The sequence below is a fragment of the Nocardia sp. NPDC058658 genome (assembly GCF_042716665.1).
GTDB lineage: Bacteria > Actinomycetota > Actinomycetes > Mycobacteriales > Mycobacteriaceae > Nocardia.
Genome location: NZ_JBHXRR010000013.1, coordinates 85,334 through 110,843, shown reverse-complemented (window position 1 = coordinate 110,843; position 25,510 = coordinate 85,334). Strand labels below are relative to the sequence as shown.

Below are 25,510 nucleotides of genomic sequence, written 5' to 3'. Positions count from 1 at the left end.
TCCGCGCGCAACCCTGATGAGCCGACTCAATACCGAACCACCGAGCATCGAAAACCGGTGCGCGATATCTACCCTTCGCCCATGACAATTCATCGACCTCACCGGGTCTCGGCTCTCGTCGCCGCCGCCGGTGTCGCGACCAGCGCGGTGGCGGTACTCACCACCGGTACGGCGACCGCGGCACCGAACTGCGCCGACGTGCACGTGGTTTCGGCGCGCGGCACCAACGAGCCGGGCGGGATTTGGAGCAAGTTCCATCTCGGCACGGTGGTCGGCAATCCGGTGTACGCCGCGATCAACGACGCGCTGGCAGGCACCGTCGACGCCTACCGGGTCGACTACCCGGCCAGCCTGAATCAGCCCGCCTCGGTGCAGAAGGGCAATCAGGACCTGGTCGACCACGTGACGAAACAGGCCGCGTCCTGCCCGAACCAGCGTTTCGTGCTGGTCGGGTACTCACAGGGCGCGAACGTGGTGGACAACTCGATCGGCATCAGCAGCGTGGGCGCGAAGGTGGGTGGTCCGATCGTGGCGACCCTGCCCGACCGGCTCGAGTCCCGCATCGCCGCGATCCTGTTGTTCGGCAACCCGATTCGCGGCATCGGCAAGGAGGTCACCGGCACCTACGCCGAGCGCACCTACGATGTGTGCAACGACAACGACCCCGTGTGCGACCCCGACGGCACCGATTGGAACGTCCACACGCGCTACGCCCGCCATGCCGACGCCGCCGCCGATTTCGTCACCGCTCGGATCTGACTCCGGCACGCCGCCACGCCTCGATCGCGCGACCGATGTCGGTGGTCGGGGCTTCGTGGTGCAGCCATTCCCTTGCCAGCTGATGCCAGTTCTGCGTCGCCTCGATCCGGCCGAGGGCGGTCAGCGTGAAAAGGTCCGCGCGCCTGGAGAACACGTGCTCCGGGGGCAGCAGCAGGTTGCGCACACTGCGGTGTTCCGACGAGCGCGGATCGGCGGCGAGCACCACGGCACTGGTGGCGAGTTCGGGGGTCACGGTGATCGGCTCGTCGTGCAGGTGCCAGCCGGCAGCCGACCACACGTACTCCAGGCAATCCTGCGCCAGGACACCCGAATCGGGTTCGACGATCCCGCGCGCCGCCCACAACCGGTACACCTCGTCGGCCCGGTTCTGCTCGGCCGCGCACAGCACCTGCCGTTCCAGCTCGAGGTGCTCGCGTTCGATCGTGTTGTACAGGCCGAAATCGACGAACCCGACGCGGCCGTCATCGGCTACCAGCACATTGCCCGGATGCGGGTCGGCGCAGTACTCGCCGTCGGCGAACATGGCGGTGATGTAGAACCGGTACACCAACTCACCGACGTGATTTCGCTGCGCCGCGGGCAGTGTGCGGGCGTCCTGAAACGGTCTGCCGTCGAAGAATTCGGTGACCAGCACATTGTCGGTGCAGAATTCGCCGATGCTGTCGGGCACGGTGATGAACGGATGCCCGCGATAGCGGGAAGCCACCCGGTGCTGGTTGCGCGCTTCTTGCCGATAGTCCAGTTCCGCGACGATATTGCGGGCGATTTCGGTGAGCACGTCTTGGTCGCCCGCCGAGGGCAGAAACGATTTCCACAGCAGGCTGAAGAACTGCAGATTGCGCATATCCGCGTGGACGGCGAGGTCGACTCCGGGGTACTTCACCTTGACCGCCACGAACCGGCCGTCCCGCAGGCGCGCGCGATAGACCTGCCCGATCGACGCCGCCGCGACGGGGACCGGATCGATATCGGCGAACACCCGACCGGCCCGGCCGAGATCGTGCTCCAGCACCGCCATCATGTCCGCGAACGGCACCTCGGGGGCACTGTCGAGCAGCGCGGCCAGCTTCGTGCGGAACATCTCGCGATAGTCCGCCGGGATCATGTCGAGGTCGAGCACCGATGCCATCTGCCCCAACTTCATCGCCGCGCCTTTCATCCCGCCCAGCACGGTGACGATCTGTTGCGCGGCCTGCAGCGTGGATCGCTGCGCCAGCACGCGCCGCGCCTGCTCGGTGCGCCCGAGCATCGCCAGCCTGGTCCCCGCCCCGCGCGCCGCCTGCCCGGCCGCCAATCGCCCCAGCATGGCGCCGCGAGCGAGCCGACCCGTCGGTATCTGCCGGTCTGCCATGCGGGCCTCCTGCGCGAGCGGTCGATGTTCGAATTCTCGACAGCGGAGGCGATCGCTACAGCCCGCCGGGCGCTGATCTAGGAGAACTCACCATTGCCACTGTGGCCGACCACAACCGGGTAGGACCCCATTTCGCCGAAAGGGACGCTGATGCCACCACCCAAACCCGTCGACCGGCGGGTCCGCCCGAAGCAAGAGCGGGCTATCGCGACCAGAGAACACATCCTCGACACCGCCGCCGAGTTGTTCGGCCAGCGGGGAGTCGACAACACCTCGACCAATGCCATTGCGGCGCACGCGCACATCAGCATCGGCACGCTGTACCGGTACTTTCCGGAGCGATCGTTCCTCGTCGAGGAGCTGCTCGAGCGGCTCATCGCCCACGTGGAGCAGGAGTTCACCCAGCGCGTGTTCAGCCTGCCGGTCGGGCAGTCACCGCAGACCAGTGACGACTATGTCGCCATCTCGGCCGAGATCCTCGATGTCTTCGCCGAGGTGCTGATCGCCAAGTCGGATCTGGTGCGCGCGCTGATCGGCAGTGTGCAGTTCTACAGCAGCGGGCTGCCCGAATTCGAACCGCGACTGCGAATGCTGGTGAAGCTCATCGTGATCCAGTTCCTCGGGCCGGGTGATGCCCGTGAACACGACATGATTTCCTGGGTGCTGGTCAACACCGGTTTCGCCGCGGTGTTGCGCGCCTCGGCCGATGATGTGGCGACCGGTGACCGCGCCGCCGCCATCGCCATGACCGCACGAATGATCGGCACCTGGCTGCACGGGGAGATGCAGCGCCAGCAATAGCTACACCGCTACCTCGTCGCGGGACTGGAGGTCGGCCAGTACCAGGCGCAGCAGTTGTTCGGCGCGGATGCGCTGCCAACCCAGCATGTCGTGCGGACTGAATCTGGCTTCCTCGAACAGTGCGACCAGTTCGTGTGCGCCGTCGTCGTGCAGCACCCCACTGTCGAACGCGCGCTGCAGCACTTCCTTCGGCGTATCCGAAACCAGCGGCGCCGCAGCACGATCCGCGGCCAGCCCCGCCTCCATCGCCACATAGCAGGCGATCACCGCGGTGCGCGGGTCCTGCCCCGGCGCGTTCATCGCGGCCAAACCCATCTCGGCCGCCCTGGTCAGCGAGTCGACGGTTTTCGACACCTCCTCCTCGGTCAGTTCCGCCAGTTCCCCCAGTGGCGCCCGGCGCCCGGCGACGGCGGCGCCGACGAGACCCGCCAGCGCGACGCCGATCAGCACGATCGCCAGACCCACCGCCGCGAGCAGCGCCGTCCCGCTCAGCCGCGACGAGTCGACCGCCGAGTCGACCACCTGCACGTCGACCGCCTCCCGCACCGGAGTCTCCCCCGCCTCGATCGCCGGTTTCACCGACGACGGCTGACGCCGGGCGCCGGGCAACACGAACAGCAGGGTGATGCCGACCGCGAAGGTCAGCGCGACCGCGCTGAGCGCCACCGGAGCCAGCACGGCGAATCGCTTGAACGAGAAGCTGATTCTGCGTCCGGGCGCGCTCTCCGGCATCGCCAAGGGCAGCCGGTGCTGGCTGACAATGACACCAGCCAGCAAGATCACCACCGAAACCAGCAGTAATACCGGCATCAAGGCGACAGCGATCGGTGAAGGACCGCCGCTTTCAATGGGAGCAGGTGTCCCAGGTAAACGTCCCTGCAGCGCGATAATCGCCGCCACAATCAATGCGACCGCCGCGAACAGACGCCCTATCGGTATCAATATTTTTCCCACAGCAATTACCGCCGAACCCCTGGAAGCCACCCGAAATGCCCACATAGTGGCATTTCGGGTGCACAACAGGAACCGACCACTGGATATTTGGTCGAACTCCCGTTACGGGTTCGAAATTCTTGTACCTGACAACATTTCGTACCGCGAGGTAAGGAAGATTTCGGAGTCCGGTCGGTCAGTCTGTGAGAAAGCGAGCCGCGTTCGCACGCGCCCAGTCGTCGAAGGTGGTGGCCGGGTGGCCGGTGATGTCTTCGACGCTGGTGATGGGCAGAGACTGTGGCGGTGGGGCGAAGTCGATGAGAACGTTGTCGACGTACCAGGTGGTGTTGTCACCCATGGAGGGCTGCAGGGCGGTGATGGTCTCCTCGCGCGTGGAGGTCCGGAAGGTGATGTCGCGGTCGAGCGCGTCGGCAATGTGGGCGACAAGCTCTGCGCGGGTGAGTATTTCGGGCCCGGCCAGCGAGTGAGCCCGGCCGACATGACCGTCGTTCAACAGCGCGGTCGCGGCCACGGCGGCGATGTCTTTCATGGCGATGGGCGCGGTCGCGGTGTCGGCGTGCGGTTCCCGGATGACACCGGTTTCGCGGATCTGGCGCGACCAACTCAGCGTGTTCTCCATGAAGTCCGCAGGCCACAGATGGGTCCACTCGAGCCCACTACCCTCCACCGCGTCACACACACTCCCCCACCAGCTTTCGGGCTCACCCGACAGATCGACAACATGGCGCACCCCCGCCGCCCGCGCTACCTCGAGCACCTCCGCCACATTCCCCGGCGAAGGCGCCAGATACATCCGATCAACCCCGGCGAACGCCGCACTCCCCACCCGCCCGAGATGCCCCTCGACCACCTCGACCTCCGCAGGCAACGCCGCCCTCTCCGGATCAATGGTCAACGCACGAACATCGCTCGCCCCACACGCAAGCAGCTGATCCACCACCATCCGCCCGATATTCCCCGTAGCCCCGGTCACCAGAATCGCCATCAGTTTCCCTCCGTCTCGGTTCACCGAACCACTCGATCCTGCCCACAAAATCCCACCGACGCACATGGCAATTTCGCACTACTCATAAGGGCCGCTTATGGATTGGTACTCGATGGCCCCCTACCGGTCGATCCGACCCGGCACCAGGATCAGATGACCCCCGTGCCGCGGGGAGCAGATCGAAGGAGCTCAGCGTGACGTTCGTGATCGGTGCCGACTGTGTCGATGTCCTGGATCGGGCCTGCGTCGAGGAGTGCCCTATTGATTGCATTTTCGTCGGCGACCGGATGGCCTACATCCAGCCGGATGAGTGCATCGACTGTGGGGCATGTGAACCGGTGTGCCCGGTCGAGGCGATTCACTATCAGGACGATATTCCTTCCGGTCAGGAGGAATTCGTGGTCGAGAACGCTCGGTTCTTCCACGAGCCGCTGCCGGGGCGCGCGGTGGCGCTGGGTCAGCCGGGTGGAGCGACCGGGGTGGGCGTTCTTGGGGTCGACACGGCCTTCGTTCGCGACTATCAGCGGTGACCGTATCGAGATCTACGGTATGGCAATGTAATTCGTCATATATGTCGATGTGGTGATGTTTTTCCGGTATCACCGCAGGTGGGTTCCACGGAATCGTTGGCGATGCGAAAATGTCCTCGGACCGAGATCCGGTCCGGCAGAGGATGTTCCGCCGGACTAGGCGGGCAGACTGGAGGGGCAGGATGCATTTCTCGAAATTCAGCGCGATCGCGGTTCTCGCGGCGGGAGCGGTCGGTCTCGCGGCCACCAACACCGCGCAGGCGGCACCGGCGGCCGCGGTTCCGATCGTGCAAGGCGTCGACAACGGCGTCGCGTTCACCGCGAGTCCGCTGGTCGACGGCTCGGGGCTCACGGTGTCCGCCCCGGACGGCAGGTTCAGCCTCGTCGGCGGCGCGATCACCCTCACCAACGCCGAGGGTCGGGTGGTGGCCGCCGTGCCGACCCGCATCATCACCGGCGCAGGCGATTTCGACCTGGTGGCGGGCATCTCCGCCGACGGCCGTTCCGCAACGCTGACACCCACGGCCGCACCGGCCGTCGTCACCGCCAACATGGCCGAATTCGTCGATGCGGCCGCCGACACCGAGGCCCGCAAAATGCACAACGCGGGCATCGGCGCCCTCATCGGTGCGGGCATCGGCGCAGTACTCGGCTTCTTCCTCGGCGGAGTCGGCGCCCTGGTAACCGTCCCGATCGGTGCGGGCATCGGCGCCCTCATCGGCTACTCGACGCCGTAGCAGGTCTGCGTGGTGGCCGACTGGCGGGTCGGCCACCACGTCGCGCCTCCACTCCGAGCGGAGCTGCCACCGGCGGACTCCGTGGCGGGTCCCACCCACCGAACCGCGCAGGCCTAAGGTCGGCAGAGTCGGTAGTGCGGACGGACCCGAGGAGGCAGCGATCATGGACGTGTCGAGCGAGCGCACACCCAGTGGGTGGGAGGAGATCGTCGCCGCGGATCCGACGCACTCGGGTCGGTATGTGGAGCGATTCCGGGCGCTCGCCGCTGACGGGACGGACATCGTCGGTGAGGCACGGTTGATCGACGCGATGCTCGGGCGCGGGAGCCGGGTGCTTGACGCGGGGTGTGGGCCGGGGCGGATCGGCGGATATCTGCACGATGTCGGCCACACGGTGGTGGGGGTCGATGTCGATCCGGTGCTCATCGAAGCGGCGCGGGTGGATCATCCCGGGCCGACGTGGGTGGTCGGTGACCTCGCCGAGCTGGATCTGCCCGGCGAGTTCGATGCCATAGTGTGCGCGGGCAATGTGGTGACCTTCCTCGCACCCTCCACCCGCCGGACTGTGCTGGCAGGATTCGCCGCCCATCTGGCGCCGGGCGGCCGGGTGGTCATCGGATTCGGCGCGGAACGCGGCTACGAGTTCGCCGAGTTCCTCTCCGATGCCGAATCCGCCGGTCTCACAGTCGATCTGCTGCTGTCGACCTGGGATCTGCGACCGTTCACCGACGACTCCGACTTCCTGGTCGCGGTGTTCTCCCACGACTCGAACGCGTGATGGCCGACTCGCAGATGTCGGTGGACGAGGTGATGGCCGAGCTGGCCGCACTCGACGATCCGAAGATGCGCTCGGTGAACGAGAAACACGGCGACGACCACGGCGTCAACCTCACGAAGTTGCGCGCACTGGCCAAACGCCTCGAGACGCAACCCGTTCTCGCCCAACAACTCTGGGACAAGTCTCGCCACATCGGTGCCCTGGATACGGTCGGCGCGCCGCCAGAACCGACCTTATGTGAAAGCCGCGCACCGCAATCCTGGCCCTCGCAAGGAAACCCACCGAGTATTGCCGCCCCGGTGGGTTTCTTCACGACTCAGCGGACTTCGACGACGCCGCCGACTTCTACACCATGATGTTTGGCGCGGTAGTGCGCTTCCGCGTCCTCGTCGGCGCCGGATTCGGTCAGCCAGCCGGAAATGTAGCGACATTCACCGCAGTGTCGTCGATACTGCCGATCGCGGCGTTCCCTCGAAAGGTGGATGAACAGCACGATGACCGCGCCGACGAAGAGCAAACACAGCAGTCCGCCGTCCATGATCTGGCCCGTCACCGGATGATGTCGGCGCACCCGGCGAGACCGTCCGTTGCGCCGCTGCCCGCTCGCTGCCGGGCGATCTGTCGGGCTTCGCCGAGGCTGTCGCCCCAGGCGGAGTACCAAATCCCCCGTGCCGAGCGGGCCGAAGCGCCGCACTTGGTGCTCGGCCAATAGCTGCTCCAGCCGCAGTCGCGGTATCCGCACTCAGCGTTGGCCGCCTTGGCCGCCGACTGCCACGTCGGGTGACCCGTCGCAATCGCAGAGGCGTATCCGTTGTTTCCGACCGAGATCGCCGCCCACGTGGTGGACGGGTCGGCGTTGGCCGCGGCGGGGGCAAGCAGCAGGGAGGCTGCCGCCACTACAGGCATGAGAAGTGCTGTCAAGGTTCGCATTTCAGCTCCACAGGGGGTGAGTCGGAATCGATCTCGGTCGGCCTGGTTCGTCCGTCCGAGTCCCCTCAACGCTGGCCGACCGAGTAACGAATTCGGTGACACGTCTGCCATAACCGCAGGTCGGAACCAGAAAGAAGATTTCCTGAACGGAACGTCCCGAGGTCCGCGTAGTTCCGGTCCGGAAACGAAACCAACTACGCTGGAACACTTTTCAGTGGTAGCCAGGGGCGCGGATTGAACTGAAGGCCTTTAGGATGAGCGGGTTCGAACGAGCAGGTGAGGCCAGGGGGCGCCATGGTGGCCGGGGAATCGCAAACACCGCGTGCGGAATTCGCGGCGCGGCTGAGCGAGTTGTTTGTCGTTGCGAAGAATCCGGGACTCGAACGAATCGCGGCGGCGGCCAACGCGCTGGCCAAACTCGCCCTGGGCAAGAACGCGCCAGACCTCGTGACATACCAGAAGATTCACGCGTGGCGGTCCGGCATCAACCTGCCCAAGAGCTTCGAGCAGATGCGGTTCGTCGTGTTGGCCTTGCAGGCGCATGCATCCAAGAACAACATTCGTCCCGCGCACCACCTGGTCGACCTTGCCGCCTGGGAAGACTTGTGGGAGACCGCCCGAAAACAGCCGACTGTCGACACGACCTGCCCCTATCCGGGCTTGCGTGCCTATCGCCGCGAAGACGCCGCTCGCTTCTTCGGTCGAAAGGACGACACGACTGCGCTCGTCACCCACATCAATTCGACGCTCGAGTCGGTGGATGCCGCAGGGCTTGTGGTGGTTATCGGCGCATCTGGCGTCGGCAAGTCATCATTGCTGTCAGCCGGGGTCGTGCCCGCACTGTGTGACGGTGCCGAACCCACCTGGACGATCGCGACCATGACACCCGGAGCAAAACCGTCAACGGCCATGACCGAGGTACTGGGCGAGTCTCCCGATACATGGTCCGATGGCGGACACGGGCTGCTGATTGTCGATCAGTTCGAAGAACTGTTCACCGCGTGCGCGGACGAACGACAACGGATCGAGTTCATCGATGCACTCGCCGCGTTGGCAACGCCCCGCCGTGCCCGTCGGGTGGTCGTCGTGGTGGCGATTCGCGCCGACTTCTACGCACAATGCCTGGAATACCCGATCCTCGGCGACGCGTTGAAGCGCAGGGTCACTGTGCTCGACCCGATGCGGCTGGCGGAGTTGCGCGAAGCGATCGAACAGCCTGCGAAGTCGGCGGGGCTGAAACTGGAACCCGGTCTCGTAGAGCTCGCCATCACCGAACTGTGTTCGACAGCTCGACACCACGACCGGCGTACCTATGACCCGGGGGCACTCCCGCTGCTCTCGCACGTTCTCGCCATGACCTGGGAACACAAGGCGAAGAACCTGTTGACCGCAGCCGGCTATCGAAAGGCTGGTGGGGTGGGCGGCGCGATCGAAGCGACAGCCGAACGGGCGTGGCGTGAGCTGGATGAGGCCGGCTGTGCGGTGATCGCGCGCGACTTGCTTCTCGATCTCGTGCACCTCGGGCCGGACGGCCAGGTCAGTCGTCGCCGAGCCGAACGATCAGCACTACTCGAAACTGCCGCGGATCCCGATGCGACGGTGGCTGTACTCGAGAAGTTGTCGGCCGCGCGGTTGATCACCATCGACCGGAACCAGGTCTTCCTCACGCATGAGGTGGTCCTCACCGCCTGGTCGAAGCTGCGTGACTGGATCACCGAGGATCGCGTCGAGCTACTACATCGACAGCAGCTGGAAACCGATGCACAGCATTGGGTTTCGACCGAGCGTGATCCAGAATTGCTGTACCGGGGGAACCGGCTGGCGAGCGCTACCGATATCTCGGGTGCTACTTCGTCGACGGCGCTCGAGTTCCTGGCCGATTCGCGTGCGGCACGTGCCCGAGCTCAACGGCTCCGCCGAATGCTGCTGAGCTCGGCTGCTCTCCTGGCGGTCGCCGTACTGGTCTTGGTCGGCACGGCGGTGTTCCAGACCCGGCAGAACGCAAGCAACAGGGCCAATGCCGAACTGGCTGCGGTACTCGCGGCATCGGAATCGACCAGGAACAGCGATCCGACGATGTCGGCGTTGCTCGATGTCGTCGCTCACGAAATGAATCCCGCCAACCAGGATGTCCAAGCCAGGCTCCTGGCTGGGCAGAATCTGCCACTGGCCACCCCCACCGAAGGCCACGACGCTGCGGTGACGCAGCTGATCAGCGCGGGCCGCGGAGTGGTCGTTTCGGCGGGAGGAGACGGCCGAGTGCGATGGTGGGATTCGAGCCGCCCCGATGGGCTGAAGCCGGTCCGAACACCGTTGCAGATCCCCGCGCCGGTCAACTCGATCGCACTGGATCGGGCTGGGTCCCGATTGGTCACCGCGTCGAAGGCAGGCGTACAGGTCTTCGACGTCAGCGATCCCGGGACAACGACGCTGCGCGCGACCCTGACCACCGACGACAAGGTCGAGCAAGTGGCGTTGAGCGCCGACGGCGCCGCGGTCGTCGCGGTCTCAGGCGGCGCGACGGTGACGAGCTGGCCCCTCGGCGCCGACGGTCAGCCAGGCCCTTCGCAAATACTGGACGCGGGCAAAGACATTCGTCACGTGGCGTTTCATCCCCGGCGAAACTGGCTTATCATCGCCTCCGCCCAGACGATCGGCTGGTGGGTGATGGAATCGTCCGGCGTACCTCGGCCCCGCCAGCCGGTCAGGCTGCCCGCGTCGTTCCCTCGATCGATCGCGTTCAGTCCGGATGGTGCGACGCTGGCAATCGGCTCGGGCGAGGAAACCGAGTACCTCGATGGTTCCACCGACGCAACGGTCACCCTGTTCGACACCAGTGCGGCCGCTGAGCCCATCCAGATCGGCGAGCCGATCGTTGCGGCGCAACGCTCGGAGGCGATAGCGCTGGCCTTCGCGCCCGACGGTACGACTCTCGCGGTCACCGACCTCGGCCAGGTGACGACGTGGAACGTCGCCGATCGCGAGAATCCCGTGCTCACCGGACAACCGCTGCTCGCCAGCAACGCGGCGTGTCGACGCACCGGCCCCTACGGAGCCAACTGCAACAACCGGACGACGTCGATGGCATTCGGTACCGACGATCACACGCTGGTCGCGGGTGCGGCACAGGGGCTGCTGCGGAGGTGGTCGCTGGCACCGTCTGTCGTCAGCGGCCGGCGGCAGTGGGAATGGTTCGCAGATGGAAGTAACACCGACCGGGTACTGGTGTCCGGCGCCGGTGGAACCGTTCGATTGCTCGACCTGGCTGACCCTGGTTTCGGCCGCGAGCTTGTAGATCTCGGCCAAGGTTCGACGCCACCGTATGTGTTCAGTTCGTCTATCAGTATGGACGGCGAGCTCGCCCTGCTGCCGACCGATGGCGGGAAAACGGTGCGCGTCTTCGATATCTCGAACCCGGCCCTTCCGCAACGACGAGCCGATATCGAGAACGCGACGATCGGAGCTTTTCTGCGAGGTCGACTGGTGATCGCGACCTCCGTCCCCGGACCGCAGTGGACATTCAAGATCTGGGACATCACCGACCCGCACAGCAACGTGCCGGTGTCGGCGGACAAACAGTTGGCCGTCGCGCCCGAACCGGATGACCGTCCCTTCTACAACGGAGGCATCGGAATGGCGATGAGCCAGACCGGCCGCTGGATGGTCACCAACACACCGAAGACTCTCTCGGACAACCCACATGAGCCGTACTTGTTGCGGATGTGGGATCTCGCCGACCCGGCAGATCCGAAGGTGATCCACACGATGGAACCGACGGAGCTCGATACATCGTTCTCGAGCATGCGCTTCACCCCTGACGACCGTTACCTGGTCACCCTGACCGCCGATCACCTGCAGGTATGGGAGAACGACAGTGGCACGCTGCGTGCCATCGGCAAGCCGGTGCCGACGGCGGGCTTGAATCTGATCAACATCGACATCAGCAAAGACGGCAAATGGATCGTCACGGGCGCCGCCGACTCAGCAGTACAACTATGGGACTTCACCGACCCGAGCAAACCTCGTCGCTTCGGCCAGTCGATCACCCCGCCCGGCCCGACGCCGTGGGGGGTGCTGTTCACTCCACGCGGCGACGAATTGCTCGGGCTCGGCAACGGTGAGATGCGCCGCTGGAATCTCGATCCCGACGCCGCGGTCGAACGAGTCTGCCGAGTCGGCCGCGGCGTGCTCACCGACACGACGTGGAGGGCGTTGCTGCCCGGAGTACCCCCGCGTCCGTTCTGTCAGAGTTCCGGTCAGGAAAACTAGCGCGACCCTCGGAGCTGCGTAAACACCTCTGCAACAAGCTGATTCAGGCATCGCTATCGGCTCGGCTTCCTATGGTGAGATCAGCCGGTCGAGGTACCGGCGACCCGACCGATCAGTCTGCAACGAAGAGGCCAGCCGATGCTCGAACCTACGCAGTACGCGATAGTCCAACGCCCGCCTGGCTTCGACCACCTTTGGTCGATTGTTCCCGCCGACTTCGGCCTGACCTTGCAGCGGGTCGGGAGAGCGTCGTGAGCGACTTGGGAACGACAGTGGTGACAGGCGAGTTGGCGAACTCGGCGCCGGTTGTCGGCGAGCCCATAGATGTCCCAGAGCCACTTCTGTCCGCGGTGTCGACCGCACTACCGTCGATCAGGGCGGACGCGGGCATCGTGGCCGGTCGGCGGGTTGCCGCGGCCAGTCTGGTCGGTCGAGCACACCAAGCCAGCGGTACCTCAGGTCAGGACGCCTACAGCTTCAGTGTCTCCGATGACCGGTCGGCGCTCGTCCTGGTTGTCTGCGACGGGCTCGGTTCGCGCCCGCACAGCGCCCAACTCGGCGCGGAATTGCTGGCCCGATTCGCCGCGCACAGCGTCGCAGCGATCGGCCAGGCCACCGCGTTCACAGACGGACCCCGACACCTGATCGCCGCCGTCGCCGAGGCCAACGAGCGACTACTGGCCTGCGCCGCGACGCAGCTGCCCGGTTGGCATCCACCCGACCTGGCGACGACGTTGCTGGTCGCGCGGCTTCCCCTGGATCCGCTCGGCGGTCCGGTGCTGTGCGCTCGCGTCGGCGACTGCGAGTCGTTTCTGTTGCGCGAAACGACTTTTCGCTCGATTTTCCCCGACCGCGGTCCGCGCTGGCTGAATACCGTCACCACGACGTTGCCACACCCCGACGCAGCTTCGGTCATCGAGGTGGCGACGGTCGCCGCGGTGCGCGGCGACGTTCTGATCGTTGCGACCGACGGACTGGCAGACGACATCACCAACTCGCCGCGTATCCGTGCCTGGCTGGCCGAACGCTGGTCTGCCCCATGCGGCGCCCACCTGATGGTCGATACCCTGCGCTACCGACGTCAGGGTTCCCTCGACGACCGCACCGCCATCGTCGTATGGGACGGGGCAGTCACTGCCCACCGCAGCGAACCTCTTGCCGAACTCGCCGATCTCCCCATCTACCCGGAGCAAAGTGAGCGTCGACGCCGACGCGGCCGGTTTCGCCTCTTCGGTCGATGAGGTCCGACGCGGTCCGCCATTTTCCCGTACTTCCGATGAGAGTCACCCATGAGAATCCGCTCCTTGATCATCGCCGGCGCCGCGATCGCCGGGTCGATCGTCGCGTCGGCGGTGCCCGCGACCGCCGCACCTCCCGGACCGGCCTCGGCGGTGATCGGCGGCGGCACCCGCATCATCACCACACACGGTGTCCCGCTGTCGGTTGCCCGGTCTTCCTACCTGTGCACGCTCACTACGATCGGCTATGACGCGCGTGGGGACTTGGTCGGCCTCACCAACGCCCACTGCTTCTACGACAATGTCGGCAACCAGTATCACGGCGACGCGGTCTATCTCGAAAAGCCGGGCACCTATGGACATATCGATGTCGACCGCGGCGCGATCGGTCGCGTAGCGGTGATCGGCCCCGGCAATCCGGTCGTCCCCGGACCGCAGGGCGCGGGCCTCGACTACGCCGTCATCGTTTTCGACCGCGCTGACGTGACCCCGACTGCTCGCATCGGCGACGTGACGGTGACCGGCTTCGGCCCGCCACCCTCCCCCGGCTCACCGGTATGTCGACACACCGACCCGAGCGGCACCAGCTGCGGTCAGATCCTTGCCCACAACGGCCCGTACTTCATTGCCGCCCTTCCAGATGCCCCTGGCGAATCCGGATCGCCGGTCCTGACGGGCACTACCATCGTCGGCGCCTTGTGGGTCACTGCCGCCGGCACTTCGATCACCGAGATCCTCACCGACCTGGACCGCTCCGGTGGTCCTGGGGCAGGCTTCCGACTGCCGTGAAAGCCGCCGTCCTGCTCCGGCGGGGTGAGCAGGACGGCGGCCGACCTGGACCGCCGAAATGGTGCGCCGCCAGAGCGAGGCCACCCACGGATACCCGATGACCGTTAGCGTGACTACATGGGTGTTGATGAGATCTGTGACCGGTTCGTCGAGGACTACGCGGCCGCCGACCCGGTGACGGCGACCCTGTTCGGCATCGCGGGGCACGAGAACCGCCTGACCGACTATTCGCCCGCCGGACACGCACAGCGGGCCGAGATCGTTCGAAACGCGTTGCGCGACATACTCGCCGCGGACGCCACCGACAGCGAACGGGTCGCGAAAGCGGTGTTCACCGAACGGATCGGTCTCGAGGTGGAGATCCACGACGCCGGTCTCCCCCTCGCCGCACTGAACGTGATCGAGAGCCCGGTGCAGAGCATTCGCGCCGTCTTCGACGTGATGGCCGCCGAGACCGCAGCGGACTGGTCGGTGATCGCCGAGCGGCTCGCGGGAGTGCCGACGGCGCTGGCCGGGGTGCGCGAGTCACTGCTGCTCGCCGCCGAACGCGGGCAGGGCAGCGCACTGCGCCAGGTCGTCAAAGTCGCCGAGCAAGCCGACACCTGGGCGGGAACCGGCGCGAAGACCGGCTTCTTCACCACCTTCGTCGCCGCCGCGGACGACATCGACGGTGCACCGCTGGCCGAACTCCGCGATGCCGCCAACGCCGCCCAGCAGGCCTACGCCGAACTCGCCGAATTCCTCCGCGCCGAACTCGTGCCGAGAGCCCCCGCCAAGGACGCCGTCGGCGAACGGACCTACCGCCTCTGGTCGCGCTTCTTCACCGGCGCCGACCTCGACCTGCGGGAAGGCTACGAATGGGGCTGGGCGGAGTTCGCCCGAATCGAGGCCGAGATGCGGGCCGTCGCCGCACGCATCGCACCGGGCGCCACACTCACCGAAACGGCCGAGGTGCTCGACGCCGACCCGAAATACCGCGTGCACGGGCAGCACGGGCTCCAGGCCTGGCTGCAGAAGGTGTCCGACGAGGCATTGGCAACCTTGCGGGACAAGCACTTCGAGATTCCCGACGAACTGATGAACCTGGAGTGCACCATCGCGCCTCCCGGCGGGGTGGTCGGGGCGTATTACGTCGGACCCAGCGCGGATTTCAGCCGTCCCGCCCGCATGTGCTGGTCGGTCGAGCCGGATAAGGAGGACTTCGCCACCTGGCGCGAGGTCAGCACCGTCTACCACGAGGGTGTACCGGGCCATCATCTGCAGGTCGCGACCGCGGTGCGCGAGGCGGATTCGCTGAACCAGTACCAGCGGATGATGTCGTTCACCTCCGGGCACGGCGAGGGCTGGGCGCTCTACGCCGAACGTCTCATGCAGGAGCTCGGCTATCTCGACGACGACGGCGACCTGTTCGGCATGCTCTCCCAACAGCTGTTCCGCGCCGCGCGCGTGATCGTCGACATCGGAATGCACCTGGAATGGGAGATCCCCGCCGGCACCGGCTTCCACGAGGGCGAACGCTGGACGCCCGATCTCGGCCTCGAATTCCTGCTGACGCGAACGGTCACCGACCCGGTCACGGCCCGCGACGAGATCGACCGGTATCTGGGGTGGCCGGGACAGGCACCCGCGTACAAACTCGGTGAACGGCTGTGGCTCGCGGCCCGCGAGGAGGCCCGCGAACGCTCAGGTGCCACCTTCGACATGAAGCAATTCCACACCCGCGCTTTGCGATTGGGCGGCATGGGCCTGGACACACTGCGGGCGCAACTCGCCACCATGGACTGAGTCAGAACAGACTCGTCTGCGCGGGCTCCGGGACGGCGGTGATCGTCGGGTCGAGTTCGATCCGACGACCGACGAGGCGGGTGTCGTTGACCAACACGAGTTCACTCGCACCCGCAGTGTCCCGGCAGGCGATCGTGTGACCGTGCGCGGTCACCGCGTCGAGGACGTATTCGCCTGGCTCCCCGGCGATTTCGGTGGCGACCGGGAACCGGCCGTGCGCGAGGATCGTGGCGTAGAAATCCCGCCCGCCCGACCAGGCGATGTCAGTGCGGGTGACATCGGTGGGCAGGGCACCCGCGGCGTGCTCGGCCGCGTCGGCGACGGCCGATTCCAGCATCGCCCACGGGCGCAGCGGCTTGGTCAGGACGCGGGTCTTCGTCACACCGGCGACCGCCTGCCCGATCCCGGCGCGCTCGGTCACCGCCCGTTCGAGCTCTCGAACATGCAGTCCGTCCGGCGAATCGGTGATGAACCGGGCAACCAGCGCACCCTGTTCGAAGAGCCGGCGATGGCGCCGCGACGCCGACGCCGTACCGACCTTCGTCAGACCATCGCCGAAGTAGGCGATGTAGAGGTGGTGCGGCTGCGACATGTAGTCGCGGACCTGTTCTGGCAGCGCCGTGAGCGGACCGCGATGGCTGTGCACCACCGACCAGCCCTCGGTGATCCGGCACTGCTCGCATTGACGCCCGGAATCGAGTCGTGCGCGCCGCGGGCAGACCTGCCGTCCGCGGCGACCCCCACCGAACCCGTTGTAGCCGAGGCAGAATCGCCCGGAATCGGTAATCCGGAAAGCCAGTCGGGTACCGATCCCGGGCAGCAGTTCGGTGGTCCCGTCGTCGCCGAGCAGCTCGTAGCACCATCGACCCTGCTCGTCCCAGCGCGTGCCGCAGTACAGGGCGGTGGAGGTCATCGGTCGAACTTACCCCGGTCAATCGGTGCTTCTCACAACCCGGCAGCCCAAAGGTATCCGAACGCCCAGTAACCCCCGCACGATTTCCCGCACCGTACCTCGGTCACCTACGTTGAGCGCACTGCAGGGGTGCGAAACTGGTAAGGGGAAAACAATGGACGAGCTCGGCGTGCTTCTCGATACGGGATTCACTGTTACATCGGCTGTACAAATGGATTGCCTGACCCGACAACTGAAGGTCGCCGTCGAATCCTGCTCGCGCAACGGAATTCCCTTTCCCCTGATTTGGGACGAGGTCGAGGACGCGCTCGACATGGTCCCGACCGATATTCCGGTCCACTGGCGCACCGAATTGCGGCTCTACCTCAGCGACCACGTGATTTCCGCGTTCATGAACGTGACACCGGAAACGGAACTGCCACCAATGGTGTGAGTTCGTTCGGAACAATGCCAGTCCGGGCCCATCGGAATTGGACAGTTTCCAACGCATCGCCGCTAGTCGTTCGCCGCTGTTAGCGTGCGCGGAGTGCGTATCTGGCTGTTCCCGACGATGGTCTTGACCTTGCTCAGCGCGTTGATGGCCACGATGTATCTCGGCTATGTCGCAGACCCGGAGAAGAATCTGCACGACTTCCCGATCGCGCTGGTCGACCAGGATGTGGGCGATACGCTCGGCTCGCCACCGCAGTGGCGCGATGTCGGTGGCGAGATCACCGCGGCACTGCGCGAGGGCGTGCCCGCGGACAAGATCGACCTGCGGGTGCTCGGGATCGCCGAGGCCGAACGGCAGCTGCGCAGCGGCGAACTCTACGGCGCGATCATCATTTCCGGTGACTTCACCAAACGGCTGGGCAATCTCGGCATGGGCAGCGTGCTGCCCGGCGAGATGGAGCGGCCGACGATCACCGTGCGGACCAATCCCCGCACCGGCGCGTTCGCCTCGGCGATCGTCACCCGCTTCAGCGAGCGCGCGTTGACCGAGGTGAACACGCGGATCGGCGAGCAACTTCTCACCACCGTGACCACCGCACTCGGGCCCGACCACGCGCTGCCCGGCGCGGCGGCGGTGACCTTGCGCAGCCCGGTCGAGGTGATCGTCACCGAATTCCATCCGCTGCCCGACGGCAGCGGTGCCGGGCTCGGTGCGTTCTTCTACGCCCTGGTCCTGCTGCTCGCGGGCACGGTCGGCGCGATGATCGTCCACACCATGGTCGACGGCGCCCTCGGGTTCGTGCCGACCGAGTACGGACCTTGGTCACCGCATGTGCGGACCGCCCGGATCTCCCGTTTCCGCACCCTGTTGCTCAAATGGGGGGTGCTCATCGTGGCCGCGCACTGTGTCGCGGCAGTGCTGTTGGCCGTCGCGCATGTGCTGGAAATACCTGTCACACAGCCACTTCCGCTGTTCCTGTACAGCGCGTTCGCCATGATCGCCGTCGGCGTCACCGGGCTGTCGGTGCTCGCCGCGCTCGGATCGGCCGGTCTGCTCGTCAATCTGATCGTGTTCGTCATCCTCGGACTGCCGTCCTCGGCGGGTTCGATTCCGATCGAGGCGACGCCGCGCTACTTCGGTGTCCTGGCCTCGTTCGAACCGCTCCATCAGGTGTACACCGCAGTCCGCGCGATCCTGTACTTCGACGCCGACCTTGGCTCCGGGCTCGCCAGGGGCTTCTGGATGACGTTGCTCGGGCTGGCGATCGGTCTCGCCCTCGGCGCAGTGAGCACGTCGATCTACGACCGCGTCGGATTGACCCGCAGTCGGCCGGCGAACCGATGACACCCGTGGACCTGTGAGTCCACACAAGCCTGCTTTCGGCACATCGTGATCCCACCAGGCGATCGCGCTGGGACCAACACTGACGACACCGGTGTGGCTATGTTGCGATTCACACAGTTGCGATCACTGACAGCCACAACGGAGTGAACTCGATGAATTCTTCAGCCATCGATCGGCCTTCGCCTCCGATCGCCACCGCGGACGGCAGGGCCGTGTCGAGTTTCCTTGGCAATGCCGACGACCTGGTTTCGCAGCTCGTCACCTATTTCGCCGAGAACGTCATGCCGTGCCAGGCCCTGCCGAGTGAGGCGATGCGCGGCGATGTCACCGAGTTCACCCGCCGCTGCCTGGCGCTGGCGATGGAGATGCTCGACAAACGGACCACGCCGTCCGAACAGCAGTTGGTGGCGCTGCGTGCGGCGTCGGCCCAGCACGCGCGCGAGGGGGTGCCCGTCGGGACGCTGCTGCGCGCGTACGCCGAGGGTTTCCGGATCGGCTTCGAACTCGTGATCGGCCAGGTGACGGCGGCCGATCTGGCCGAGGTCGTCGCGGGCACCCGGCTGCTGCTGCGCACACTCGAGGTGATCAACGCGACCGTGACCAGCGCTTATCTCGACGAGCAGCGCCAGGTCGCCAAGGAACATCAGACCGGCGCGCAGACCATGGTGTCGGCGTTGCTGAGCGGGCACGGTATCGGTGCGCTGCACCGGCAGACCGGGATCAGGGTGGCCGAGTCGTATCAGGTGGTGGCACTGATGATTCCGGAACTCCCCGAGGAACTCGATCCCCGGGTCGACGCCCAGGTGGTCGCGCGCCGCAAACTGCGACGGGTGCAGGCGGCACTGGCCGACGCGTTCGCCTCGCGCTCGCTCGCCCTGCTGAGCACCAACGGCGGAACCCTGCTGATTCCCAGCGACGAACCCGATGTGCCGCAGATGAACGCCGAGGTCCTCGCCACGATCAGCGCGACCTCGGGTGTCGGGCTCACCGCGACCCTCGTGCCCTCTCCTACCGAGCAGATCCCGACGGCCACCGAGGAGGCACACGAACTGCTCGATCTGGTGCGTGGCATCGCGAAACCGCCGGGGCTGTACGAACTCTCGGACGTCGCGATCGAATACCAGCTGACCAGGCCCGGCCCGGCCCGCAGACATCTCGCCGACGTGATCGCGCCGCTCGCCGACCACCCCGAACTCCTCGATACGCTGCGGACCTACATGGCGACCGGCTTGAATCGCAAAGCCACCGGCCGCCGACTGCATGTGCACCCCAACACCATCGACTACCGGCTGCGGCGGGTGAGCGGGCTGACCGATCTCGATCTCACCACCGCGGAGGGCATTCTGCGAGCCCGCATCGCCCTACTGGCCGATGATCTGGTGCACACCATGGGCGCCGCCTAGCTTCCCTCATGTCAGGCGATCAGTGCGCGCGCGGCGGCGACACCGGATCGGTAGCAGGCTTCCAGTTGCGCGCCGAGCAGGTAGTCGCCCGCAAGCTGCAGTCCCGCAACGGTTTCGGTCTGTTCGCGAACGACCGTGCGGAACCCGGTGTGATCGGGGAGGTAGGCGCAGTGCGCCGCGGCCCAGCCGCGTGTCTCGGTCCGCACCCGCGCCACCGCCGGTCCGCCGAGATGGCCGCGCACCTTCGCTTCGGCCTCGTCGATCCACCGCGCCAACTGCTGTGCGTCCGGTGTGGTGCGGGCTTCGCGCCCGCTGAAGGTGTAGCGGACGATATCGAGATCGTTGACGCCGTAGACGCCGGCGGCGCTGCACGGGCCGGAATCGAACGCGATCGACCGAACAGTGCTGCCGAAGAACGGCTTCTCGTACTGCACCACCGCCACCGTGGACGGGTAGTAGGCCACTTCGCTCAATACCTTGCTCAGCGCGGGGACCGCCGGTTCCAGCAGCGTCGCGGCCGCGTACGCCGGGATCGCGACGACCACGCCGTCGTATCCGGAAAATGTTGTGGCGCCGCCGTATTCCGATGTGTCGAGCCCAGCGACCCGACCATCTCGCACCACGAGGCGGTCGACGCGGGTGTTCAGCCGAACCGGAACCTGCCCGGCGAACCAGTCCAGCACCGGCTGCATGCCGTCGACGAGCTGGTCGTACCGATCCTGCACCATACCCAAGCTCACGCCGAACGCGCCGAGATAGACCTCGTCGGGTTCGGCCGCGTTCAGTCGAACTGTCAACGGCCGCAGGACACTACGGCCGAAATCGGCGCCGAAGTGCGCGGCGAGGGGCACGTTGTCCTTGCCCGCACCACCGAAGTTGCCCGAATCCAAGTAGCGGTTGCGTTCGTCGAACCGCACGCGCGCACCGTAATACAGCATGCGCGCCGCGTCGACCGGCGAACCCATGCGCAGCAGGTGGCGAGTGAATCCGGCGATGCCCGGGTTGTCGAGTGTCACCAGTTCGTCGTTGATGATCTGCGAACTGTTGATCCCGAATTCCTCGTAGGCCCGGTGTCCCGAGGCGGCGATGAACTCGCGTAACTGCTCGTAGTGGCGCCCGATGTTCTTGCCGCCCATCATGACCGGCCTACCGCCGAGGGTGTCGAACCCGCAGCGGCCGCCGAGCACCGAGTCCTGCTCCAGCAGTTCGACGGTGTATCCGGCCCGGTGCAGGGCGTAGGCGGCGCCGATGCCGGACAGTCCGCCGCCGACCACGGCGAACCGCGCGCCTGACGATGCTGTGCTCATGTGTTCTCGTTTCCTTCGCGCGTCCCGGGATAGTGCGCCAGCTCGACGTGTGCGAGGGCGATGCGGTTGCCGTATTGGTGCAGGGCAACTTCGACGGTGATCTCGTCGAGTTCGATGTCGCCGACGGCAGCCGTGGTGCAAGTGATCTCGGCGTCGAATTCGGCGAAGCCGGTGAACTGCGCCTCGACGTCGATCACCGCGGCGACCGGGGTTTCCAGTAGCCCCGCGGCGGTCGCGGCCACGACCGCAGCCTGCCGGAAGACTTCGAGCAACAGTGGGCCGGGCACGTGGTCGTACTGGTGGTCGAAGAAGCTCGGGTGCGCCCGGTCGACGACCACGACCAACTCCTGAGCGGTGTTGCGGGCGAGCACGACATTGCGGGGATCACGCCGCCCGACCAGTTCGGGAGGGAGTCGCCGTGCGGGCCGTGCGGCGGCCGGGGCGCGTTTGCCCTGTTGGAGTTCACGGAACTCGTCGTAGGCCTCGCGGGGGAACGTGATTCCGCTACCGCGCACTGTCATCGCGACTGCGCCGTGCACGGTGAACGTGGCGTCGAAGCAAACATCGTGGTAGTAGCCGCGCCCGGTGCCCCCCGCGCCCGGCCGCAGGCGCACGATCCCCTCGAGAGGTTCCCGTTCGCCGTCACGGAACGCGCTCAGGTCCTCCACCGCGAACGACATTCGCTGCAGGCTCGCCGGTGCGTCGGCGGGCACACCGAGGTGCCGTTGCCCGACCACCAGCAAGGCCTGGCGCACAGCTTCCAGCGCTGAGAACGGGTCGTGATAGGCGACCAGCCGATCGAACCACAGCGAGTGTGCCCGCGGAATCTGCACAGCGACAAGGAATTCCGAGCTGCCGACGACCGCGGTATCGGCGACGTAGACCTCGGCGAGGCCGCGCCGATGCGCCAGTGCGGCGGGGACCAGTTGTTCGAAGCCGAGGGTGCCGTGAACCTCTGACAGGTTGCCGGTCATGCGAGCACCGCCTCGTGCACAGACGCCTCGCTCCAGATCCGGGTGGCGAGTACGGCGCCGAGCGCCCGTGGCGTCGGGTGGGTGAACAGGTCTTCCAGCGAGAGATGGGTTCCCGCGGCGACATTGATTCTGCTGCGGAGTTCCAGCGCGGACAGCGAGGTCAGGCCGATCTCGAGAACCGTTGCGTCCAGGTCGATCTCGTCTTCGGACAGGTCGATGAGAATCTCCCGGATCTGCGCCACGACGAGACCCACCGCGACATCGGCGCGCTGATCCTGCGGGACCGACCGAAAGTCCGGACGCGACTCCTGGACCGGCCCGTGCCGTTGGCCGACGGATCGGTCACCGGCCAGTTCGGCACCGGCCGCGCCGATCATGCTCTCCAGCACGGCGCTGTCGGTGTGGACCCAGTAGCGGCGGTGCTGGAACGGATAGGTGGGCAGGTCCACCGGCCTGGTCGTCTCGTCGGAGCACAGCGCCGACCAGTCGACCTTGGCACCGGCAACCCACGCTCCCGCAACGGCTTTCACGGCCGAGGTCGCTTCGTCGGCGCCGGGGCGCAGGACCGGGATCGCGGTGCTGCCGGTGTCGGCGAGCACCTCGTAGACCAGGCCGGAGAGGGTGTCGCCCGCGCCGAGTTCGAGATAGGTGACCACGCCTGCGTCGTGCAACCGCAGCACGCTGTCGTGGAAAAGCACCGGCTCGCGGGCCTGGCGCACCCAGTACTCGATCGAAGTCAGCTGTGCTGGTTCGGATTCCGTGCTGGTCACCGTGGAGATCATCCGGATGCGTGGTTCCTCGAGGCGCACGGCCGCGACGACCGCGCGGAACTCGTCGGTGATCGCGTCCACGTGCGGGGAGTGGAAGCCACGGTCCACGCCGAGTCGCGTGACGCGGCGACCGCGTTCGCGCCAATACCGTGCGAGTTCGCCGACGGCGGCGATGTCGCCTGCGATCACGGTGGCGTTCGGGCCGTTGGCCGCGGCGACCGACACCTCGGCCTCGCGCCCGGCGATCGAGGCGGTGACGTCGGCGAACGAGGCTCGCACCGAGACCATCGCCCCCTCGGACATCCGCTGCATCAGCCGACCGCGCGCCGCCACCACGGCGATGGCGTCTTCGAGGGACAGCACGCCCGCCACGTGCGCGGCGGAGAGTTCGCCGATCGAGTGGCCGACCACGAAATCCGGTGTTGTTCCCCAGGATTCGAGCAGGCAGAACAGGGCGACCTGCAGTGCGAACACGGCGGGTTGGGTGTAGTCGGTGCGCGCGAGCAACTCCTCGCCCTCGAACATCACCGCGCGCAGCGGGTGCTCGAGGTGAGCGTCGAAACCGGCGCAGATCTTGTCGACAGCCTCGGCGAACACCGGGTACGTGTCGTACAGGCCACTGCCGATGCCCGCGAGTTGTCCGCCCTGACCGGGGAACATCATCGCCAGCTTGCCACCGGCGCCACGGCGGGACAGGACGACCGAGGCGGCGGTGGTCTCCTCGGCGACGGCACCGAGCCCGTCCAGGAACTCGGTGCGCGTGTTCGCCACCACCACGGCGCGATGGTCGAAACGTGTGCGCGTGGTCGCCAAGGAGTGGGCGATATCGGCGAGGTCGTGCTCGGACTTCGTGACCGACTCGCGCAACCGCGCGGCCTGGTCACACAATGCCGCCGCGTTGCGCGCCGACAACAGCCACGGGACGGGTGGGTGCGCCGGCTTCTGCCCACGCAGAGTCTGTTGCGCCTCCTCTGGCACTGGCATCGACGCTCTCGCGGGCTCGGAAGTCGGCTGATCGTAAGCTGAACACGAAAGGGGCGCGCCCGGTTCCGGTGCCTGTTCGACGATCAGGTGGGCGTTGGTGCCGCTGATGCCGAAGGAGGACACCCCGGCTCGGCGCTCGTGCCCGGTCGTCGGCCACGGCTGTGGCCGCAGGGCGAGCTGGATGCGGTCGCCCGACCAGTCGGCGTGTGAGGTCGGCGCGTCGACGTGCAGGGTGGGCGGGACCATTTCGTGGCGAATCGACTGCACCATCTTGATCAGCCCGGCGATGCCCGCGGCCGACTGGGTATGCCCCATATTCGATTTCACCGAGCCGAGCAGCAAGGCCGGCGCACCCTCACGCTGCCCGTAGGTGGCGAGCAGGGCCTGCGCTTCCACCGGATCGCCCAGCACGGTGCCGGTGCCGTGGCCCTCCACCACGTCGACGTCGGACGGCCGCAGACCGGCATTGGCCAGGGCGGAACCGATCACCCGCTGCTGGGCCGGACCGCGTGGCGCGGTGAGCCCGTTGGACGCACCGTCACTGTTGACCGCGGAACCGCGCAACACCGCGAGCACCCGGTGCCCGTTGCGCTGGGCATCCGAAAGCCGTTCCAGCAGAACGAATCCGATCCCCTCACCCCAGGCGGTGCCGTCCGCGCCCGCGGCGTAGGACTTGCACCGCCCGTTCGGCGCCAGCGCACGCTGACGCGAGAACAGCGCGAACGGCATCGGCGTCGACATCACCGTGACACCCCCGGCGAGGGCCATCCCGCATTCGCGCAGCCGCAGCGACTGCATCGCCTGGTGCACGGCCACCAGCGATGACGAGCAGGCGGTGTCGACGGTGACCGCCGGCCCCTCGAGCCCGAGCAGATACGCCACCCGGCCCGCCGCCATCGAGGCGTGGTTGCCGGTGAAGTAGTAGGTCTCCGCACCGTCCCAGGCCTGCGTGGCGCCGAAGCCGTAACCCTGATCACTGAACCCCACGAACACACCGGTGTCGCTGCCGCGCAAGGTCGTCGGGTCGACGCGGGCCTGTTCGATCGATTCCCAGGCGAGCTCGAGCAGCAGGCGCTGCTGCGGGTCCATCGCCTCGGCTTCGCGGGGACTGATCCCGAAGAACCCGGCGTCGAACTCACCGGCGCCGTCGAGGAAACCGCCTTCGCGCACATAGGATTTGGCGAATTTATCCGGGTCGGGGTCGTAGAACCCGTCGACGTCCCAGCCGCGATCGGCCGGGAACTCAGTGATCAGGTCGCGCCCCTCGAGCAGCGCCGCCCACAGGTGTTCCGGTGAGGTGATCCCGCCGGGGAACCGGCACGACATGCCGACGATCGCGATCGGTTCCCGGGCGCGGGCCTGCTCGGCACCGAGCTGCTGTCTGGTCTCCTGCAGCTGCCGGGTGGCACGTTTGAGGTAGGCGCGTAATTCCGCTTCAGTGGCCATTCGACTCTC

General features: G+C 66.6%; 21 protein-coding genes and 1 pseudogene. 13 read left to right on the top strand and 9 right to left on the bottom strand.

What is annotated here, in order from left to right:
* Positions 1-81: 81 nt before the first annotated feature.
* A complete protein-coding gene (locus ACFWUP_RS19725; RefSeq protein WP_379236229.1) occupies positions 82-759 on the top strand; it encodes a cutinase family protein in 678 nt (225 codons plus the stop codon).
* Here the strand turns inward: ACFWUP_RS19725 and ACFWUP_RS19720 are convergent.
* Positions 743-2,131, bottom strand: a complete 1,389-nt coding sequence (locus tag ACFWUP_RS19720; RefSeq protein WP_379236227.1) for an ABC1 kinase family protein — start codon at positions 2,129-2,131, stop codon at positions 743-745. The two genes, ACFWUP_RS19725 and ACFWUP_RS19720, sit on opposite strands and share 17 nt — an antisense overlap.
* Positions 2,132-2,281: 150 nt before the next feature.
* On the opposite strand from ACFWUP_RS19720, the gene ACFWUP_RS19715 reads away from it, so the two are divergent.
* Positions 2,282-2,932: a TetR/AcrR family transcriptional regulator gene (locus ACFWUP_RS19715; RefSeq protein ID WP_379236225.1), complete on the top strand. Its 651-nt coding sequence runs from the start codon at positions 2,282-2,284 to the stop codon at positions 2,930-2,932.
* Here the strand turns inward: ACFWUP_RS19715 and ACFWUP_RS19710 are convergent, their stop codons facing one another.
* Entirely contained in the window at positions 2,933-3,742 is an 810-nt protein-coding gene (locus ACFWUP_RS19710) for a DUF4129 domain-containing protein (protein ID WP_379236223.1), read from the bottom strand.
* A 319-nt stretch (positions 3,743-4,061) separates the two neighbouring features.
* Positions 4,062-4,871: an SDR family oxidoreductase gene (locus ACFWUP_RS19705; protein ID WP_379236221.1), complete on the bottom strand. Its 810-nt coding sequence runs from the start codon at positions 4,869-4,871 to the stop codon at positions 4,062-4,064.
* A 194-nt stretch (positions 4,872-5,065) separates the two neighbouring features.
* On the opposite strand from ACFWUP_RS19705, the gene fdxA reads away from it, so the two are divergent.
* The 4 genes and pseudogenes from fdxA to ACFWUP_RS19685 all read left to right on the top strand — a co-directional run.
* The gene (gene fdxA, locus ACFWUP_RS19700) at positions 5,066-5,401 is read left to right on the top strand and encodes a ferredoxin (protein WP_379236219.1); all 336 of its coding nucleotides are present in this window, start codon (positions 5,066-5,068) and stop codon (positions 5,399-5,401) included.
* Positions 5,402-5,583: 182 nt separating this feature from the next.
* A complete protein-coding gene (locus ACFWUP_RS19695) occupies positions 5,584-6,138 on the top strand; it encodes a hypothetical protein (protein ID WP_379236217.1) in 555 nt (184 codons plus the stop codon).
* Positions 6,139-6,301: 163 nt separating this feature from the next.
* Positions 6,302-6,916 carry a class I SAM-dependent methyltransferase gene (locus tag ACFWUP_RS19690; protein ID WP_379236215.1) on the top strand — a complete coding sequence of 205 codons (615 nt, stop codon included), beginning with the start codon at positions 6,302-6,304 and terminating at the stop codon, positions 6,914-6,916.
* Positions 6,916-7,092, top strand: a pseudogene (locus tag ACFWUP_RS19685) (DNA alkylation repair protein); the annotation flags it as partial. The gene ACFWUP_RS19690 and the pseudogene ACFWUP_RS19685, both read left to right, overlap by 1 nt.
* Before the next feature lie 140 nt (positions 7,093-7,232).
* Here ACFWUP_RS19685 and ACFWUP_RS19680 read toward each other — a convergent pair.
* Together ACFWUP_RS19680 and ACFWUP_RS19675 are read right to left on the bottom strand one after the other, a co-directional pair.
* Positions 7,233-7,469 (bottom strand): hypothetical protein, encoded by a 237-nt coding sequence (locus ACFWUP_RS19680; RefSeq protein ID WP_379236213.1) that lies wholly within the window; start codon positions 7,467-7,469, stop codon positions 7,233-7,235.
* Positions 7,466-7,846, bottom strand: coding sequence for a DUF4189 domain-containing protein (locus tag ACFWUP_RS19675; RefSeq protein WP_379236211.1), 381 nt, complete (start codon positions 7,844-7,846; stop codon positions 7,466-7,468). The genes ACFWUP_RS19680 and ACFWUP_RS19675 overlap by 4 nt, the downstream gene beginning before the upstream one ends.
* A 294-nt stretch (positions 7,847-8,140) precedes the next feature.
* On the opposite strand from ACFWUP_RS19675, the gene ACFWUP_RS19670 reads away from it, so the two are divergent.
* From ACFWUP_RS19670 to ACFWUP_RS19655, 4 genes are all read left to right on the top strand, one after another.
* Entirely contained in the window at positions 8,141-12,115 is a 3,975-nt protein-coding gene (locus ACFWUP_RS19670; protein ID WP_379236210.1) for a WD40 repeat domain-containing protein, read from the top strand.
* Between the two features lie 251 nt (positions 12,116-12,366).
* Positions 12,367-13,356, top strand: a complete 990-nt coding sequence (locus ACFWUP_RS19665; protein ID WP_379236208.1) for a protein phosphatase 2C domain-containing protein — start codon at positions 12,367-12,369, stop codon at positions 13,354-13,356.
* A gap of 48 nt (positions 13,357-13,404) precedes the next feature.
* Positions 13,405-14,142, top strand: a complete 738-nt coding sequence (locus tag ACFWUP_RS19660; RefSeq protein WP_379236206.1) for a hypothetical protein — start codon at positions 13,405-13,407, stop codon at positions 14,140-14,142.
* 117 nt (positions 14,143-14,259) lie between these two features.
* Complete coding sequence (locus ACFWUP_RS19655; RefSeq protein ID WP_379236204.1) at positions 14,260-15,927, top strand: DUF885 domain-containing protein; 1,668 nt, start codon at positions 14,260-14,262, stop codon at positions 15,925-15,927.
* Position 15,928: 1 nt separating this feature from the next.
* Here the strand turns inward: ACFWUP_RS19655 and ACFWUP_RS19650 are convergent, their stop codons facing one another.
* Complete coding sequence (locus tag ACFWUP_RS19650) at positions 15,929-16,840, bottom strand: hypothetical protein (RefSeq protein ID WP_379236202.1); 912 nt, start codon at positions 16,838-16,840, stop codon at positions 15,929-15,931.
* A gap of 154 nt (positions 16,841-16,994) precedes the next feature.
* Here ACFWUP_RS19650 and ACFWUP_RS19645 point away from each other — a divergent pair, with 154 nt between their 5' ends.
* The 3 genes from ACFWUP_RS19645 (at position 16,995) to ACFWUP_RS19635 (ending at position 20,020) form a co-directional block, all read left to right on the top strand.
* Positions 16,995-17,273: a hypothetical protein gene (locus ACFWUP_RS19645; RefSeq protein WP_379236200.1), complete on the top strand. Its 279-nt coding sequence runs from the start codon at positions 16,995-16,997 to the stop codon at positions 17,271-17,273.
* A 93-nt stretch (positions 17,274-17,366) separates the two neighbouring features.
* Entirely contained in the window at positions 17,367-18,617 is a 1,251-nt protein-coding gene (locus ACFWUP_RS19640) for a YhgE/Pip domain-containing protein (protein ID WP_379236198.1), read from the top strand.
* Positions 18,618-18,769: 152 nt separating this feature from the next.
* Positions 18,770-20,020 (top strand): PucR family transcriptional regulator, encoded by a 1,251-nt coding sequence (locus tag ACFWUP_RS19635; protein WP_379236196.1) that lies wholly within the window; start codon positions 18,770-18,772, stop codon positions 20,018-20,020.
* A gap of 11 nt (positions 20,021-20,031) precedes the next feature.
* On the opposite strand, the gene ACFWUP_RS19630 is transcribed toward ACFWUP_RS19635, so the two are convergent.
* From ACFWUP_RS19630 to ACFWUP_RS19620, 3 genes are read right to left on the bottom strand one after another with little or no spacing between them, the layout of a single operon-like run.
* Positions 20,032-21,327, bottom strand: a complete 1,296-nt coding sequence (locus ACFWUP_RS19630; RefSeq protein WP_379236194.1) for an FAD-dependent oxidoreductase — start codon at positions 21,325-21,327, stop codon at positions 20,032-20,034.
* Complete coding sequence (locus ACFWUP_RS19625; RefSeq protein ID WP_379236192.1) at positions 21,324-22,301, bottom strand: AfsA-related hotdog domain-containing protein; 978 nt, start codon at positions 22,299-22,301, stop codon at positions 21,324-21,326. The genes ACFWUP_RS19630 and ACFWUP_RS19625 overlap by 4 nt, the downstream gene beginning before the upstream one ends.
* Positions 22,298-25,501, bottom strand: coding sequence for a type I polyketide synthase (locus ACFWUP_RS19620; RefSeq protein WP_379236190.1), 3,204 nt, complete (start codon positions 25,499-25,501; stop codon positions 22,298-22,300). The genes ACFWUP_RS19625 and ACFWUP_RS19620 overlap by 4 nt, the downstream gene beginning before the upstream one ends.
* Between the last annotated feature and the right edge of the window lie 9 nt (positions 25,502-25,510).

What these genes read in the sequence shown, in the direction of transcription:
- ACFWUP_RS19710 (WP_379236223.1), bottom strand. Translation starts at nt 3,742, where the DNA reads ATGCCGGTATTACTGCTGGTTTCGGTGGTGATCTTGCTGGCTGGTGTC.
- ACFWUP_RS19695 (WP_379236217.1), top strand. Translation starts at nt 5,584, where the DNA reads ATGCATTTCTCGAAATTCAGCGCGATCGCGGTTCTCGCGGCGGGAGCG.
- ACFWUP_RS19705 (WP_379236221.1), bottom strand. Translation starts at nt 4,871, where the DNA reads ATGGCGATTCTGGTGACCGGGGCTACGGGGAATATCGGGCGGATGGTG.
- ACFWUP_RS19670 (WP_379236210.1), top strand. Translation starts at nt 8,141, where the DNA reads ATGGTGGCCGGGGAATCGCAAACACCGCGTGCGGAATTCGCGGCGCGG.
- ACFWUP_RS19715 (WP_379236225.1), top strand. Translation starts at nt 2,282, where the DNA reads ATGCCACCACCCAAACCCGTCGACCGGCGGGTCCGCCCGAAGCAAGAG.
- ACFWUP_RS19675 (WP_379236211.1), bottom strand. Translation starts at nt 7,846, where the DNA reads ATGCGAACCTTGACAGCACTTCTCATGCCTGTAGTGGCGGCAGCCTCC.
- ACFWUP_RS19690 (WP_379236215.1), top strand. Translation starts at nt 6,302, where the DNA reads ATGGACGTGTCGAGCGAGCGCACACCCAGTGGGTGGGAGGAGATCGTC.
- ACFWUP_RS19630 (WP_379236194.1), bottom strand. Translation starts at nt 21,327, where the DNA reads ATGAGCACAGCATCGTCAGGCGCGCGGTTCGCCGTGGTCGGCGGCGGA.
- ACFWUP_RS19720 (WP_379236227.1), bottom strand. Translation starts at nt 2,131, where the DNA reads ATGGCAGACCGGCAGATACCGACGGGTCGGCTCGCTCGCGGCGCCATG.
- ACFWUP_RS19625 (WP_379236192.1), bottom strand. Translation starts at nt 22,301, where the DNA reads ATGACCGGCAACCTGTCAGAGGTTCACGGCACCCTCGGCTTCGAACAA.
- ACFWUP_RS19635 (WP_379236196.1), top strand. Translation starts at nt 18,770, where the DNA reads ATGAATTCTTCAGCCATCGATCGGCCTTCGCCTCCGATCGCCACCGCG.
- ACFWUP_RS19655 (WP_379236204.1), top strand. Translation starts at nt 14,260, where the DNA reads ATGGGTGTTGATGAGATCTGTGACCGGTTCGTCGAGGACTACGCGGCC.
- ACFWUP_RS19660 (WP_379236206.1), top strand. Translation starts at nt 13,405, where the DNA reads ATGAGAATCCGCTCCTTGATCATCGCCGGCGCCGCGATCGCCGGGTCG.
- ACFWUP_RS19620 (WP_379236190.1), bottom strand. Translation starts at nt 25,501, where the DNA reads ATGGCCACTGAAGCGGAATTACGCGCCTACCTCAAACGTGCCACCCGG.
- ACFWUP_RS19650 (WP_379236202.1), bottom strand. Translation starts at nt 16,840, where the DNA reads ATGACCTCCACCGCCCTGTACTGCGGCACGCGCTGGGACGAGCAGGGT.
- ACFWUP_RS19645 (WP_379236200.1), top strand. Translation starts at nt 16,995, where the DNA reads ATGGACGAGCTCGGCGTGCTTCTCGATACGGGATTCACTGTTACATCG.
- ACFWUP_RS19725 (WP_379236229.1), top strand. Translation starts at nt 82, where the DNA reads ATGACAATTCATCGACCTCACCGGGTCTCGGCTCTCGTCGCCGCCGCC.